General features: G+C 41.7%; 10 protein-coding genes. 5 read left to right on the forward strand and 5 right to left on the reverse strand.

What is annotated here, in order from left to right; genetic code table 11:
- The gene (locus K1X56_07885) at nucleotides 1-990 is read right to left on the reverse strand and encodes a PorP/SprF family type IX secretion system membrane protein (GenBank protein MBX7094623.1); all 990 of its coding nucleotides are present in this window, start codon (nucleotides 988-990) and stop codon (nucleotides 1-3) included.
- 23 nt (nucleotides 991-1,013) lie between these two features.
- Entirely contained in the window at nucleotides 1,014-4,205 is a 3,192-nt protein-coding gene (locus tag K1X56_07890) for a PKD domain-containing protein (GenBank protein MBX7094624.1), read from the reverse strand.
- Between the two features lie 143 nt (nucleotides 4,206-4,348).
- Here K1X56_07890 and K1X56_07895 point away from each other — a divergent pair, with 143 nt between their 5' ends.
- Nucleotides 4,349-6,826: a T9SS type A sorting domain-containing protein gene (locus K1X56_07895; protein ID MBX7094625.1), complete on the forward strand. Its 2,478-nt coding sequence runs from the start codon at nucleotides 4,349-4,351 to the stop codon at nucleotides 6,824-6,826.
- Here the strand turns inward: K1X56_07895 and K1X56_07900 are convergent.
- Entirely contained in the window at nucleotides 6,823-8,853 is a 2,031-nt protein-coding gene (locus tag K1X56_07900) for a T9SS type A sorting domain-containing protein (protein MBX7094626.1), read from the reverse strand. The two genes, K1X56_07895 and K1X56_07900, sit on opposite strands and share 4 nt — an antisense overlap.
- Before the next feature lie 69 nt (nucleotides 8,854-8,922).
- Between K1X56_07900 and K1X56_07905 the strand changes: the two genes are divergently transcribed.
- Complete coding sequence (locus K1X56_07905) at nucleotides 8,923-9,450, forward strand: hypothetical protein (GenBank protein MBX7094627.1); 528 nt, start codon at nucleotides 8,923-8,925, stop codon at nucleotides 9,448-9,450.
- Here K1X56_07905 and K1X56_07910 read toward each other — a convergent pair whose 3' ends face one another.
- Nucleotides 9,451-10,977, reverse strand: coding sequence for an SPOR domain-containing protein (locus K1X56_07910; protein MBX7094628.1), 1,527 nt, complete (start codon nucleotides 10,975-10,977; stop codon nucleotides 9,451-9,453). It lies immediately after the preceding gene.
- 87 nt (nucleotides 10,978-11,064) lie between these two features.
- Between K1X56_07910 and K1X56_07915 the strand changes: the two genes are divergently transcribed.
- The 3 genes from K1X56_07915 (at nucleotide 11,065) to K1X56_07925 (ending at nucleotide 15,963) form a co-directional block, all read left to right on the forward strand.
- Entirely contained in the window at nucleotides 11,065-13,743 is a 2,679-nt protein-coding gene (locus tag K1X56_07915; GenBank protein ID MBX7094629.1) for a S46 family peptidase, read from the forward strand.
- Between the two features lie 97 nt (nucleotides 13,744-13,840).
- Nucleotides 13,841-15,031, forward strand: coding sequence for a T9SS type A sorting domain-containing protein (locus K1X56_07920; GenBank protein ID MBX7094630.1), 1,191 nt, complete (start codon nucleotides 13,841-13,843; stop codon nucleotides 15,029-15,031).
- 119 nt (nucleotides 15,032-15,150) lie between these two features.
- Nucleotides 15,151-15,963, forward strand: a complete 813-nt coding sequence (locus K1X56_07925; protein MBX7094631.1) for a helix-turn-helix domain-containing protein — start codon at nucleotides 15,151-15,153, stop codon at nucleotides 15,961-15,963.
- Here K1X56_07925 and K1X56_07930 read toward each other — a convergent pair.
- Complete coding sequence (locus K1X56_07930; protein ID MBX7094632.1) at nucleotides 15,960-17,477, reverse strand: hypothetical protein; 1,518 nt, start codon at nucleotides 17,475-17,477, stop codon at nucleotides 15,960-15,962. The two genes, K1X56_07925 and K1X56_07930, sit on opposite strands and share 4 nt — an antisense overlap.
- Nucleotides 17,478-17,597 lie beyond the last annotated feature (120 nt).

The following is a 17,597-nucleotide window of genomic DNA, read 5'->3' on the forward strand; positions in this document are numbered from 1 at the left end:
TTATAATCTTGGACAGGTTTTAACTGGGTTCGGATCGATTTTTTTGTTGATGTAGGTAACCGATAATTCTAAACCTCCTCTTCCGTTAGTTGCAGGCTGCAGGGAAGAAGTATTGATGTCGTAACTAATGCGGTAAGTGAATTTTCCTAATTGTAAACCGGCCATAATTACAGCTGCATCTTTGTTTCTAAAGGTCGGACCAAACAATAAAAACGCATCCTGATCCGCGAGGTAGTAATGGATGTCCATGGCATAAGTTAATTCTCTCGCATTTTTTTCTCCCATATAAAATGCTTTTCCAACCAGCTGAATTTTTTCGGTCAGATTAACTTTTGTTCCCCCATGAGCAACCCATCTTACCGGTAGTTTGTTGTTGGAGTTAAAGAAGGATTCTTTTGGTTGATTGATGTGGAAAAATGAAATGCCTGCAAAGGGATTAAACAATGCACTTTCCTTTCCGTAGAAATACATCAGTCCGGCATTAAAATCTCCTTTAAGCACACTGTTACCGGCAAAGTTTTCACCCGATGAAACGTTCTGGTCGAAATAACCTCCCTGGTAGGGACTATACTGACTTCCAAAACTGAGTTTTTCGTAGTTGATGCTTTTCTGAAATGCACCTCCTTGTAGACCGATACTCAAATGGTGATTATTGTTTTTATCTAATTTGATTTTATAAGCTGCTGAAACCAAAAAACTAAATACGTTGTAGTTTCCGGCTCCTGCTCTGAAGTTTGCAATTTGTGCTCCAACCGAAAACTTTTTTAAAGGCATATCGCCACTAATTAATCCGGTGGTAAATGGTTTTGTTGCAATGGCCGACCATTGAGTGCGGTAGTGTCCGTGCAATCGTAAATTCCCTTTAAACATACCCGTCATGGCAGGATTTATATTTAAAGGTGCTGCTTCATATTGCGAAAGGTGAAAATCTTGCGCAGAAACGAGTCCCCCAATGGGAGTAAAAAGCAAGGCTATAATCAGTTTTTTCATTCTCATGTTACTTCCCTCCCCGTTTATCGTAATAATGTTACATCACCGGTAATCACGTGCTCAACACCGTCTTCTGTTACGGCACGCACCTGGTACACATAAACACTCATTGGTTGCGGAACATTTTTATACGTTCCATCCCAACCGAGGCAAACATAGGGACCGCATTGCTGAATGTCGGTCGATTCGAAAATCAATTCTCCCCAGTTGTTGTAAATACGGTACTCCAATTCTTTGAATGGACCGCCGTAGATATAGAGAAAATCATTATTGCCATCGCCGTTCGGACTAAACGCGTTTGGAATATCCGGTGGAAGGAAAACAATGATGTCGGATTTAGTTGTGTCGTAACATCCATTTCCATCCTCCACTACCAGAATCACCGAATAGGTGCCACTGCCGTTGAAGCCATGACTTGGATTCTGATTCAAATCAATGGCAGAACTATCTCCGAAATTCCATTGCCAACTAACGATTTGTCCCGCCGGTGTGGATTGATCCGTAAAGTTTACAACTTCAAACTGATTCACCGAATAGGATGATGCAATGTAAGCAGCGTTTGGACCCGGAAGTACATTGGTATTTTGAGTTAAGGAATCGATGCAACCGAAAGCTGTCGTCGCTATCAATGTAACCGAATAGGAACCTGCACCCGGATAAAGGTGATTTGGATTTTGCACTGTAGAAGTTCCTCCATCGCCGAAATTCCACTGCCATCCTGTAATGGTTGATCCCACTACCGAACTGGTATCTGTAAAATCGGTTCCGCCATTTAAACATGGATTCGGAGAGTAAAATCCAACTTCGGGCAGATAATGAACGTCTACAGGTTGTGTTAACGTGTCTTTACATCCATTGGATGAAGTGGCAATCAGCGTAACATTGTAGGTTCCTGCCTGCGCAAATAAATGAGTAGGATTTACAGAAGTAGAACTCTGTCCATCGCCAAAATCCCAGTTCCAGCCAACCACTCCGCCAATGGCAGTAGATCCGTCGGTGAATACTGAAGTAATTCCAAAGCAAGGTTCTGTAAAACTAAAGGCAGGAACAGGTGATGGAATGATGGCAACATCGATCGTGTCTTTGGCAGCCTGACATCCTCCGTTGTTGATGGATGTAAAAATTAACGTCACCGTTCCATTGCTAATATCATTTGCACCGGGGTGATAATAAGATCCCACCAATGAATCGGGTGTAAAAATTCCGCTTCCGAGTGTGGTCCAGATTCCTTGTCCTGTAGTTACATTCACCAACAGTGGAATCGGATCACCGGAACATGCGGTGTCGTTATTCATGATGAGTGCGGTAGGTGGATTATAAAATCCGACTTCTACTGTATCGGTTGTTGTTATACAATTTCCAACATTGGTAGCGGTAAGATAAAGAGTAACCGCTCCTGCTGCAGTGTCTGCTGCGCTTGGAATGTAGGTTGCATTGAGTGTATTTGCATTGGGTGAAAATGTTCCGCTTCCACTGCTGCTCCATGTTCCGCCACCTGCAAATTGCACGGTTCCATTGAGAGGAACTCCACTGGTATCTTTACAAACCTGAATATCGGCTCCGGCGTTTACATCGGGACCATCCACAAAAACGATGTGTAGAGTGTCAACTGCAGTGGGACATAATCCATTTCCGGTGGAAGATAAAACCAGGAACATCGAGCCTGCACTCACTTCAGCTGCTGATGGAGTGTAATCGGTAACTAAGGTACTGCTGTTCGGATTAAAGGTTCCATTTCCATTGAGCCAGAGTCCACCCGAAGCATTGTTTACCGTTCCGTTCAAACTTACCAATGGATTGTTGTTACAGGCAGAAGTATCGGGTCCCACATTTACACTAGGCAGCGATTGTACAAATACAGGGTGATTGATCGTATCGCGGCAACCTGAGGATGAATTAATGATGAGTTGAACATTGTATAATCCACCGCTAGCAAACGTATGTGTTGGATTCGGTAATCCGGAAGTGGGCGATCCATCTCCGAAATTCCAGGTCCATGAATTCACGGTATTATTCGCAGAAGCTGTAGATGTATTGCTAAAGGAAGCGGGTGAACTGATACAGACGGAATCCGGATTATTGAAATCGGCATTCGACCATGCAATTGGAAATGTTCGGTAGGCTGTGTCGGCACATGGGGTTCCATATTGTGCAATTAGTTGTACCGTGTAGGTTCCGATTCCGGGATAGGTATGCGAAGGATTGGTTTGTGTAGATGTAGGAGATCCGTCACCAAAATCCCATACAAATCCGTTGGCAGTTATGGATGAAGTATTGTTGAACTGAATGGCATTTCCTGCACATCCGTTTACGGGTCCAATTCCCGCAAGGGCTGGTGGGGGACAAACCACTACGTTAAACTGGAAATCGCGGTATACACTTCCAATTAAAATTCCATCGCGCCACTCATCGCAGCGAACACCAACTACGTACTGTCCGATATTGGATGGAATTCCATCTACAATTCCACCGCTGCTGATGGTTAGGTTAGCTCCTCCAAGCGGATTGTTTACGCCGTAACCGGGATTGTAATTTACATATACAAAATTCGGAACGCCGGCAGTAAAGGTTAAATCGTTTGGTGTTAAATAATCGATATCAGAAAGTGGATTGTAAAAGGAATACACCAATGAATCTCCATCAGCATCCGTAGCACTGTGATCGAAATCGAGTGGTTGCCCCTGACAAACGAATACAGGTGGGAAATTCACCCATTGGGGTGAACTGTTGGTGAGCAACATAGTGTTATCTGAAATTCTGCAGTAAAATCCTTCTCCCGCATTGAGTGGGTTGTTCAAATTGACAATGGAAGAATTTCGGCAACAGGTTTCAAAATACAAATGATATCCGCCTGCTACAGGTGGTAAGTTATTTACGATACCGGCATACAAACCCTCCTCTACACAAATACCCGGATCTGCTACGCAGGTGTCGAGATTTAGCGGCACTGTTGTGAGCTGAATTCGGTTTAAGGTTACCGAAGCATTGAAGGTACCATTCGCATTATAAATTTCAATCGCTGCTGAAGTTTGCAAATCGGCATGCGGTCCGGTTGCAGGTGTACAGTCGCGATACAGTTTTAACAGAATCCGATAGGTACTTCCTCCCAAATGTTCGTAGGTGAGGGAACCTCCAACAATATGCGTTGAGTAGGCAGGAGAGAAGGTGATTAAAAAAATAAATACAGAAAGTAGCCTGTAGAGTTTTCCTTTCATAGCTTGATAGTTCTAATGAGTAAATATAAATAAAAGGTTCTTACAATAATGCAGAATGAAATTTTTCCAATAATAAAGTCAAACTTTGGTTTTGGTTTGCTTCCTTTTGTCTATTTTAGCTAGTATTATTGCCATCTTCTGCTATGAGAAAACTATTACTTTTTTCCGGATTCTTGCTGAGTGTTTCAGTATCAGCTCAGATCAATGTACAATGGGAATCGCGTTACAATGGCGCAGGTACAAATACGCCTGAAATTGTTGCCGATATGTATGTTGATGCTTCCGGAAATATTTACGTCACCGGCTCTGCTTACAATGCCATAAGCGGTTATGATATTGTCACCGTGAAGTATAATAATGCGGGAGTAGCACAGTGGACTCAAACCTTCAATGGATCCGGAAACGGTTTAGATGAAGCGCGTGCATTAGCCGTGGATGCTTCCGGAAATGTGTATGTTACCGGTTACGCATTTCGCTCGGGATCGAATTACGATTATACCACCATCAAATACAATTCCGCTGGAACTCAGCAATGGCAGCAATATTATGATGCCGGCGCAAGTCTGTTTGATGATGCCCGCGACATTGCAGTGGATGCATCAGGAAATGTTATTGTTACCGGTTCTGCCAATGTAAGTACATCGAATACCAATATCCGCACGGTAAAATATAATTCTGCCGGAACGCAGCAATGGGTGGCTGATTTTACTTCTTCCGGAAATAACCTCGATCAGGGGACCATTGTCCTCACCGACGCCTCCGGAAATGTCTACGTTGCAGGAAACGCCTTTAATACAGGTCAGGATCTGAATTACCGCGTTATTAAATACAATTCGGCAGGAACGCAGCAATGGACCGTTCAATACAATCATACCCTCAATTCCTATGAATACCCCACCGATATGGTGATGGATGCTTCAGGAAATTTATATGTTACCGGTTATGCCTATAATGGAGCAGCCAGTGATGATGATGTTCACACCATAAAAATTAATTCTTCAGGTACGATTACGAATACAGTCATATTTAACGGAACTGCCAATGCCGCAGATGTTTCGAATGCGATTAAACTGGATGCAAGCGGAAATGTTTATGTTGTAGGCAGAGCAAAAAATACAGGAACCGCCGAAGATTTTTGGGTGGCTAAATACAATTCAACACTCGGATTAATCTGGACCGATTCCTATAATGGTATTGGTGGAAATTATGACGAAGCAAGTGATGTTGCCATTGACAATTCAGGCAATGTTTACGTTACCGGTTATAGTTATTTACCCGGATCGAACAATGATTTTATGACCATCAAATATGATCCTGCAACAGGAAGCCGTGTTTGGTCGACCCGCTTCAACGGAACGGCGAACAACAGCGACCAGGCTAAAAAAATCAATGTTGATGCTGCAGGAAATGTTTATGTAAGCGGAGATAGCAAAGGAAGTGGAACTGGTACCGATTACAGCACCATAAAATATTGTCAGCTTACCACCAATGCCGGAAGCGATCAGCAAATTTGTTCCGGAGGAAGTGTACAACTGAATGCAACGGGAGGAACTACCTGGTCATGGACACCCAGCACCGGACTTAGCGCAAGCAATATTTCTAATCCCTTAGCGAATCCCTCTTCTACCACCACCTATTTTGTGAGCTCCACCGATGGGAATGGTTGCACAGATTTAGATACCATTCAGGTTGTGGTAAATACTTTACCGGGTCCTGTAATTACGCCATCCGGACCTACCACTTTTTGTGTTGGTGATTCAGTTACTTTAAATGCATCCGGATTCGCTGCCTATTCCTGGAATACCGGATCTTCCAATGCTTCTATTACAGTTTATACGGCAGGGACCTACACGGTAACCGTTACGGATGCCATGATGTGTAATAACTCAACAAATATTTCAGTTTCTGTAAATTCGCTTCCTTCAGTAGATGCGGGAACAGCTGCTGATTTTTGTATTGGTAACAGTACCCCTTTAAATGCAAGCGGAGCGGTTTCCTATGTGTGGGATGCTAATCCTGCATTAAGCAATACCTCCATTGCTAATCCGCAAGCCTCACCAACCGCAGATACCTGGTTTTATGTTACCGGCACCGATGCAAACGGATGCAGTAATTACGATTCAGTTTTTGTGAATGTAAATCCTCTTCCAACCACTCCAACCAACACCTTTGTTCAAGCGAACTATACCTGTGTTACCAACAATACTTCCGGTAACCAATGGTATTTAAACGGGGTTGCCATTCCGGGAGCTACGGGTCAGGTTTTAAATGTAACGGCCAATGGCGAGTACTGGGTGGTTTACTCCGATGCCAATGGTTGTATGAGTGCAAATTCAGATACCGTTACCGTATTAGATGTTAGCGTGGAGGAATTAGGTTTGGAGCATTTAACGATTTATCCAAATCCGAATAATGGAATGTTTACGGTTGAAATCAATGCTTCCTATTCCATTCAGCAAATGGATGTAATCAATGTATTGGGTGATGTGGTTTATACTATTTCTCCAAACGGAAAATCATCCATTCAGGTCGATCTTAAAAATCAGAATTCAGGAATATATTTTGTTCGTATTCTTACCAAAGAAAACAAGTACATCACCCGAAGGGTGATAAAAAATTAAGGGATATACACCATTGGTAAAACCGCGGTTTTTTGACCAGTTTCCAGTTTTACAAAATAATATCCGAAAGGAATTTCATGAAGGAGAATCAGCTGATGGTTCTCCTTTGTTGTTGTTGTGTACACCAATTTTCCGCTTAGATCGATCAATGAAATGGTAGCGCTGGTGTTCTCGCTGTTTTCAAATTTCACATTAAGTATTCCCTGACTTGGATTGGGATAAAGTGAAAATTTTAAATCGTTTGTGCTTTCTGATATACTGCTAAGTGCAGGATTCGATTTGTTGGAATAGGCACTCACACGACTGGTTTGTCCATTCATACAGGCCCCTGCAGATCGCTGCACCTCGATGTAATAATCGAGTGGAGTAGTGAGCGGAGCGGAATTATCGGTATAGGTAAATTGAGAGTTGAGCGTTGCATAAATCAAATGAAATGCTCCTGTACCGGTGGTATCGCGCCATACTCTGTAGTAGGGGAATGAAAATCCGAGTTGAACATCCCAATTAAGAATGGTTTGTCCGGGTGAACCAGGTGTGGTGGTGAGATGAATGGTTTTGTGATAGGATCCGGCCTGACTTTCCACATTGCAAACATTCTTTGTAGTGAGGTGGTAGGAATATCCGGAGGCAATCAGATTGGCACCATTATCAATGAATTCTCCAACGGAGGAATAGGGTAGAGTAGTAAGTAAATCATCACCTGTGCCGTTAAAGCGGTACACTAAAAAGCTATCGATATAGGTGGTGTTTCGTTTTTCCCAAATCAGAATGTTTTCATTGAAATTGGTATTTACGGAGGCCATGCATAATTCCTGCACAGGTAAAAAGGTGCACATTGGATACACATACACCGATCCGCTATTGGTACCATTATCGTCGTTAAACGGTGCGCCGATGACGATATCCATATTGTCGACCACTGTACATATTCCGTAATTATCATTGGTATTAGCATCGGTAGCGCGCAATGGAAATTCAAACATCCAATTGCTTCCTGTATATCTGTAGATATAAACAGATCCACTTTCCGATCCTAAATCATCATCATGAAATGCACCGGCAACAATGGTTTTTCCTGAAATGGAAACGGAATAACCTAACCAGTCATCCGTAGCACCATCAGGGGCTGATAATACTTGTTCCTGATTCCAGCTATTTCCAGTTCTGCGATACACATATGCAGCTCCACTTGCAGAAGCTAATACATCTTTTCCATAGGCGCCGATAACTGCCAGACTATCATTAATGCCCACGGAAAAACCAAAAGCATCACCTGGTTGACCGTCTGCCGGAAATATTTTTTGTTCCAGCGAAAACATGCCGCCATTCCATGAAAAAATATAAGCCGATCCGGAATTAACGCCCATATCGTCATCCTGGTATGCACCTACAATCAAACGGTCCTTGTGGATGTCCACATTGTATCCAAAGAAGTCATCGATCTGAGGAGCAGTCCCACTTAATTTTTGCAATTGGGGCCAATTGATTCCGTTGTATTTGAAGATGTAAACCGCTCCATTACCTGTTCCTGAAATCACCGAGCGATAGGATCCTACCACTGCAATGCTATCGTAAACAGATACCGAATATCCGAATTCATCTCCTGCAGCTCCGTCGCTGGCAATCAGCTTATCTTCCTGCACCCAAATGGAACCATTGTGGCGGAAAATATATGCTGCCCCGGCATTGATTCCGTTTTCATCATCGAGGCAAGCACCTACAATGGCAACATCACCAAAAAGATCAACCGAAATTCCAAAACGATCATCCTGATCCGGATCCAAAGGGGTTACCTTTTGTTCCATGGTCCAGGTTCCATTATTTTCTCTGTAGAAGTATACCGTTCCGCAACCGGGATTGATATCGTTATTTTTAGGAGCACCCGCCAATACCACATTTCCCCATTTGGCAACAGCATCTCCGAATTCGTCGGAAGCTGCACCATCGGGAGCCAGTAACTTTGTTTCGGTTTGCGAAAAACCAAAAAAAGGAATCAGGGTCAACAGGCAGGCAGGTAGTATTCTCATTTCTCTATTAAGATACGGCAAAAATCGGACAAATACTTGATATTTCTGAAAACTTTGTAGATTTACCTAATGCAAACTATACGGTCGTTTTTTCGAATCATTGAATATCTGGCAATTGCGGGAATTCTCGTGATGGGCGTACTGTTTATGACCGGGCATCTTTCCATTTTTAACGACATTAAACTATTCCTTACCCTGTTTGATGTGTTGCTGGTGCTGTTTATTTTTCTGAATTGTACCGACGATTACAAAACACCTTTCGAAAAGTTATTCAGATTTATTGGCTGGATGGTCCTTTTATCGGGGGTGGTTTTGATTTTTATCATTTACGAAAGCGTGAAACCGGATGCTTATTGGCCTTGGTTAAATACGGTTTTGGTGTTGGGACTTTTTGCTGCTCAATTATCTGAAATCAATGAGCTGAAACGTTCAAACGATTTATTAAAGCTGATTAATTTTTTGGTTACCCTTGCTGCCTTCGTGGTAATGATCATGCTGATTCACGGTAAAGCCATGCCGCTGATTTTATTGTTTGGATTACTGGGAGCAAATCTCGTTACCGTATTAGCTACGGTATTGACCGGTAAACTGAAGTAATTATTTTTTCTGCCAAACCCAAGCTTCCAGGTTTTCTTTTGATTTGAGTGTCGACAATGCCTCAGTTGCTTCTTCTTTGGAATTAAATCCTCCAACTGCAGCATAGTGGAATCCATTGCTATTATCAATTACTTCGCAGGCGTATCCTTTTTTCTTGAGGTTATCGACCTGACGTTTAGCGTTGGCTTCATTTTTAAATGAACCGGTAATTGCAAAATAATTACCACCGGATGAAACGATTACTTTTTCGGTTTTGACTTCCTTTATTTCTTTGGCTTCCGCTTCTTTTTTCTTTTCTGTTTTTAATGCAACAGTGGTGGAAGATTTGAGAATGTTTTCGGAGCCGGATGCAGGATTGGATGCAGCAGTTTTATCAGGGAAAATTCGCGTGATGCCGCTGAATAAATCATCCACCGCGGGTCCAAAATTAAAATATTCGGCCAGTGTATATTTTGTTTCCGGTTGATCTAAATCTTCATACACCATCAAACATCCGGAATAACAAGCTACCCAAACTTCATTGTTGCGTTCATCGTAAGTTATGCCAATGGGATTCTTAGCGGTTTCTGCTTTTTCTACAACGGAAAACGATTTTAAATCCACTTTTGTGATTTGAGCAGAGGAATAATTTACCACATACAAATAGCGATCGTCGTTACCGATGGTCATGCTTCGCGGTGTTCCTCCAATGTGCAGTTTTCGAACTGCGCGGTCTTTAATTCGTATGGCAGCGATGTCGCCATCGGAGTTGAGGCTTACGTACAAAACCGAATCTTTGGAATCGATGCAAAGGTGACGCGGTCCTTTCCCTATGTCGCAAAATTTTTCACTGGAATAATCGGTGAGGTTTAATCGTTTTATGATGGTGCTGCCCATAATGGCGATGTAGGCATATTTGCTTTCTGAGTCGATGGAAATACCACGCGGAAATCGTCCGGCATTTACTTTTTTTATCAGCTTCTCCGTGTTGAGGTCGATAATAGAAATATCTCCGCTGCTCCAGTTGCTGACCAATAATTTTTTTCCGTCGGGAGTTACGGAAACATATTTGGGGACACTTCCTGCCGGAAATACACTTTCAATGGCAAGTGATGATGTGTTGATTTTATATATGTAGGATTCATCAAAATCTTTTCCATAACATTCATCGCAACCGGGATTGCTGTAGCCTTCTCCTTCCATGAAATAATTGCTGACGTAGGCATATTTTCCATCCGGACTAAATGCACATTCCACCGGAGCACCACGATATGATCCGTTTTTGTCGGCATATCCAAATTCACTCAGCTTAACACGGTCAGAAATGGTTTTTCGCAAGTTGTAATGCTGATCGTAAACGGAAATGGTGTGATTGTACATCATGTTTTGCGCAAAAAACAATCCGTTTCCATTGTGCACAACCGATTTGGGTGAGAGTCCGCCCCTGAGTGTTTTTTTGAGAATAAGTGTAGTATCACCATTTCCGCCCCATACTGAAAGGCCGGTTACAACAATGAAAACACCTGTTATGTAAATGCGCAACCGCATATACAAAAATAGAGAATCATTTGATGGGAATGTCTTTTTTTGCAATTGGAATTTAAAAATCCGATTTTTACTGCATAATCTGATACTATGAAAAAAATAGCGTTTTTACTTCTTCTCTCATTGATCTCGTTAGTTGTTGTAGCTGATGAAGGGATGTGGGTTCCTTCTCAACTTAAAAAACAGAAGGAAAGTGATTTGAAAGCAAGGGGATTACGAATCGACGTGGAGCAAATCTGGTCGAAAGATAAACCTTCTTTAAAGGACGCCATTGTAAATTTCGGTGGTGGTTGCACAGCGGAAGTGATTTCATATGAAGGATTAATTCTTACCAATCACCATTGTGGTTTTGGTCAGATTCAAGCGCACAGTTCTTTAGAACATGATTATTTAAAGAATGGATTTTGGGCAATGGATCGTTCGCAGGAATTGCCGAATCCGGGACTCACCGCATCGTTTGTTGTGAATATGTATGATGTAACAGATGAGTTGATGCGTGCTGCGAAAAATGAAAATGGAGATCTTGATCCGATGGCCATGCAACAAGCTGCAGAGAAAATAAAAGCAGATGCTGTTCGCGGAACACATTATGAAGCGCAGATTAAACCTTTCAATTACGGAAATTCATTTTTTCTGATTGTATCGGAAACATTTCGTGATGTCCGTTTAGTAGGAGCTCCGCCTTCTTCGGTTGGTAAGTTTGGAGGTGATACCGACAACTGGATTTGGCCTCGCCACACCGGTGATTTTTCTATTTTCAGAATTTATGCCGATAAGAATAATCGTCCCGCCGACTATTCCCCCGATAATGTTCCCTATAAACCAAAATATGCTTTACCGGTATCGATGACTGGAATAAAGGAAGGTGATTTCACCATGGTGTTTGGGTTTCCGGGCAGAACACAACAATACCTCAGTTCGGCGGCGGTTGATTATATCGTAAACACCTCGAACCCTATTCGGATTAAAATGCGTGAAACGGCACTCAACATTATTGATGCCGATATGCGCAGCTCCGATTTAATTCGTATTCAATATGCCGCCAAGCAAGCCCGGATTAGTAATGCGTATAAAAAGTGGATTGGTGAAACGGCTGGATTAAAACGTTTGAATGCCGTGCAAGTAAAACGTGAACTGGAAAAGGAATATACCGAGCGCGCGAACAAAGATCCGGAGTTTGCACGAAAATATGCTTCGCTTCCTATGGATTTTGCAACGCTTTATCTGAAATTTTCGGAATACGGAAAGGCCAATGATTATTTTTCTGAAATGGTGTTTTCGGGTCCGGAGTTTATCCGTTATACCCAGGGATTTGAAAAAACCATTGATCAGTTCGCAGATTTAGAGCGTTCCAATAAATCCGGAGAAATGATTGAGAAACATCGTTCCTCTGTTCGCGGTTATTTTAAAAATTACAATGCTGCCACCGATAGAAAATTATTCCTGGCGATGTTCCCCATGTATTTAGAAGGTACACCTTCTGATTTATTGCCGGATGAAATCTCAACTTTAAAGAAAAAATACAAAGGCAACTGGAATTTATTAGCTGATGATATTTTTAATAAATCAGTATTTACGGATAGTGTTCGCATGAGTGCTACGCTGAATAAGTTTACTGCTTCTACCGTTAAAAAATTAAAATCGGATCCTGCTTTTTTACTTATGAAAATGATGTACGATGGATATCGGACAAAAGTAGATGGCGAGTATAAAAAGTTGTATGGCAGATCGGAGCAGATGATGACGGATTATGTTGCCGGATTAATGCAATTGTTTCCTGATAAAACCTATTGGTACGATGCCAATTCTACATTGCGTTTGTCGTACGGAAAAGTAGAAGGATCCAAACCCCGGGATGGAATGCGTTATGAATATTACACTACTGTTGACGGAATGATGGAAAAATACATTCCCGGAAATGAAGAATTTGATTTACCTGAAAAACTCATCACCCTGTGGAAAAATAAGGATTATGGTGCTTATGCAAGTCATTATGGAATGCCGGTTGCATTTACCGCCAGCAATCAAACCACGGGCGGAAATTCAGGATCTCCTGTTTTGGATGCGGATGGGTATTTGATCGGTATTAATTTCGATCGCAGCTGGGAGAGTACCATGAGTGATGTGATGTACGATCCGGAACGTTGCAGAAATATTATTCTCGATATCCGCTATGTATTATTTATCATAGATAAATACGCGGGTGCCGGTCACCTTCTGCGTGAGATGGAATTAATGACGCCTGAAAGTATTCGTGCTAAAAAAGAAAAACAGGAAAAGGAAAAGGTATTGCAGGTGACCGACAATATCCGCAATCACCCTGAAGATGTTTCTTATCTTGTTGAGCGTGCAAAATTGTATTTGGATCTGAACATGCTGCATGATGCCGAACTCGATTTAAAAAATGCGGCCAAGATTCAAGCTCAGAATCCCGCAGTGCATTATCAGTTAGGTGAAGTGTTGCTGGAGTCGAAACGATATTTAGAAGCACTTAAATCGTACGAAAAAGCTATTTCGCTGGATTCTAAACTGGCGGATGCCTATTTGAAAAAGGGGATTTGCTTAACGGAGTTGAAGAAGTTTGACGATGCCATTAAGGTTTATACCCAATACATATCCATGAACAGTCTGGATCATCGCGGATATTACAATCGCGGGGTTTGTTATTACATCCAAAACAAAACCGTTGAAGGTTGTGCCGATTTTATGGTGGCTGAAAAACTGGGTGGCGATAAGGAAAGCTGGTTGCGGAAAGAGTTGTGCCATTGAGGATTATTCGGTTTTGGTCACACTTTTAATATTTCTTAAGTAATTTTAACAGTTTATTGGCTTGGTTTTTGTAATTTTCAGTTACAAAATCTCTGATATGAAATCTATTTACGCTGTTATCTTTAGTCTTTTGGCTCTAGGTTCATTTGCTCAAACCAGAACCACCATTGCCAATGGAAATGCAACCAATCCGTTTACATGGGATTGCACCTGTGTTCCAACCTCCGGAAACGATATTGTGATTAATCACCAATTAACGCTGGATGTCGATTTCGCCTACACCTCGGGTTCAGTAACGGTTAATGCCTCCGGTGCTTTACTTGGAAATTCGCCTAACCGGATTCTTGCCGTGGGTGGTGGAGCATTTCACAATTATGGAAATGTAAACATTGCCAACATGTATCAAAATGGTGGTACGTTTATGAATCATGCTACCATGACCATCACCAATGCCTTTGGTGTTGATTTAACAGCCGTAACTTCTAATATGGGAACCTTCACGGTGTCGGATTCCTTATACATTAATTCATCTGCTACTTTTTCTAACACAGGAACACTGAATGCAGTGGTTACGGCTTCTGCAGGTACATTAACTACTACGGGATCGTTTACGGGGACAGATCTTTGGACGACAGGTACCGTGAATCATAATTCCGGTAGTTTTTCCATTGCCAATATTTATAATTCAGGAACGCTTACTACCCAAGCTCCGATGATAGTTTCTAATGATTTCTGGAATGCAGAAAATGTAGATATTAATCATGATTTAATTATTTCTCATTCGCTTTACAACGGTGATACTACCGGTGGAGGAGCTACATTTAATAATGACGGATTGGTATCGATTACTCAGGATTTCGTGAATTCGAAAACGGTTTCGGGTACCGGTAGATTTTGTATTGGACAAGGAACTACCAATTCGGGTTCTATCAATGGTACATTGGATATCTGCGATCAAACCGGTGGTTCGATTGATTTGAATTCGGGTACGGTGGCAGGAACGGTAACTTTTTGTGCAACTTCATGCAATGTTGGAGTAGAAGAAACATCGAGTAACGAAGTGCATATTGTTCCCAATCCATTTAATGATGTATTCGAAATCCGTAGTGAGCAATCCATGAACTACCAACTCACCGTAGTGAATGCGATCGGTCAGCAAGTGCTCAGCATGAATTACAATGGTAATGTTATTCGTCTGGATGCTTCAACGCTTTCTTCGGGTATGTATTTTTATCGTTTAGTATCGAACCGCGAATTGGTTTCTTCCGGGAAATTGATCAAGCGTTAATCGTATTGATAAGTTGAAAGTCCCGCCTTGTGCGGGATTTTTTTTGCCCTTTTTTTTGTTTTGGTGATTTTTTAATCTATATTTGACTATATTTCTGTCAATATTTAACCGAGTCGCCTATGTTTTTTGCCCCGAATCTCAAGCTGTTACGCCAACGAAAGGATCATTCCCAGGAGGAATTGTCGGGTCGTTTGGAAATTACCCGCTCTTCTTTGAGTGGCTATGAAAACGGTACGGCCGAGCCCAACTTCGCTACCCTGATTCGTATTTCGAATTTTTTTAGAGTCAGCATCGATAAACTGCTCAAAACGGATTTATCCTCTTTATCGGATGCGCAGTTGAGTGAAATAGAATCGGGTTATGATATTGATTTGAATGGAAACCGTCTCCGTGTATTGGCTACTACGGTGGATCAGGATGATCAGGAAAATATTGAATTGGTTCCTGAAAAAGCGAGAGCCGGTTATATGGCGGGTTATTCCGATCCGGATTTTATTAAAGTCCTTCCAACCTTTAGTCTTCCCTTTTTATCGCGCGATAAAAAATACCGCACCTTTACCATCAGTGGCGATTCGATGCCGCCGGTAGCTTCCGGTTCATTTGTAACCGGTGAGTACGTGCAAAACTGGAACACCATAAAGAGTGGGTATCCGTATATTTTGGTAACCAAAGACGATGGGATTGTTTTTAAAATCGTTTACAACAAACTCAAAGAAAATAAATCCTTGCAATTGGTTTCTACCAATCCATTGTATGATCCTTATGAAGTAGATATCCGCGATGTGCTAGAGGTATGGAAATTCGTGAATTTTATTTCGAATGAATTGCCGGATCCGAAGGTGGACAAAGACGATTTGTCTTCTGTGGTTCTTAATCTTCAAAAGGAAATCCGTCAGATAAAAAATGTATTGAAGGACAGAAAAGATGCTTAATGATGGCTGAAGAACTGCATTTCAGCTAAGCAATGGTGTTGCCTGAGATAATCTTCGCACATAATGTAAACATATCCCTTAGGCGATTGATACAATAATTCGGGATTAAGACTCATCGGTACGGAATGATTGCTGTGCAATTGGAGCAAGGGGTTATTGGTTATGCTGCCATCCGGACAAATCATCGACCAGGTACTGCCGTAAAATGTTTTATCGCCAAATTCGTCGGCTTTTTTTCTCTTGCCGGTTTTTGTAAGTTGATCGTCGGGGAATACTTTATTGTAAATGAGATTTAGCGTGTCGTTGTGAAGCCAGAAATTATAACTGCTCCATTTTGCATGATCGTTAATGCTTTCTTGTTTCTTCTTAACCCCTTTTCCCCATTTTACATTTCCATTGTGATCGATGTTTAAAACCAGGATGTCCTCATAAAGAAAAGCATCCAGATTATTATTGGTGGTGATGGAAGATTTTTCTGCCAACACATATAATCCGCCATTGTCTTGTGCTACTAAATGCTGCAATGAAAATCCGCTCAAAAATGCTCCTGCTTTACTGGCTTCTTTTTTACTCATGAAGTTGGAAAGGATATCGGAGTTCAGCATTTCATGATGTTTTGCCGCAACGTTTCCGCCTGGATCAAAAGCAAAATAAAACATGCCTTCGTAATCGGAATAATTTTGTGAGGAATAAAATCCCAATACCACCAGATTTCCGTTGTGTAATAATCCCGCCTTAATATCGGAGATGAGTAGTCCCGTTACCGTAATTGGTTTTATACCGAGGTGACGTGTGCTTTTATCAATAGAAACGATTAAAAATTTATACTGCGTTTTATCGCGGTCCTTCTTAATGATAAACACATCGCCATTGTTGTTGATGAAGGGGAGGTTGACCGGATTAGGTCGGCTCGGAATATCGAAGAGGTGATCTTTGTGATAGGTTTCTTTTAAATCCTGATCGAAAATATGGATGGAAAGCGATTCGTTTTTCGTTTTATCGGAAGGGAATTCATGCACCAGCACCAGATTTTTTTTATCGGGCGAAATGTTCAGACGAAATTTTCCGGTGTTGCCGACATTAAATGCAGGCATACGGTCAATTTCCATTTTCCCATTTTCCTGAATACCATCTTCCGTTATAGGATAGGCATTGAGTACATGTGTTTTTTCGGTGGCATTAAATCGCGAAATAAACAACCAGTTTTTTTCACCCAGGGTGATGGTTTCTACATAATACAAACGATCCGTTTCGGGAATACTAAAGGTGTGCGTGGAAAATCCGATTTGGGTATTGGATTCATCAAAAATCTCGAACGAATAGCGGGTAGCATTGCTTTGGTAATTACTGCGAACCACTAGTTTATTTCCGTTGGTCAATTCAGAAATGGAGCAAATGTTGAGATCACTGTGCGTTGAATTGATTTCCGGTCCGAAATTGAAGCGCGGGAATTGCGCCATTGTATTCGAGAGGAGAATGCTGTTAAGAATGAAAAAAAGTAGAAGTCTTCTCATAATTTTCAGTGCTCTACAAATATAGCAGAATTGACCATTTTTGGTAATGAACTGACAAGAATCAGGCCAAATCTACTTGAGCTCTGCGGTAACCACCAATCGTTTATTGGGCGGGAATCC

This window comes from Flavobacteriales bacterium (assembly GCA_019694795.1).
Taxonomy (GTDB): domain Bacteria; phylum Bacteroidota; class Bacteroidia; order Flavobacteriales_D; family UBA2798; genus UBA2798.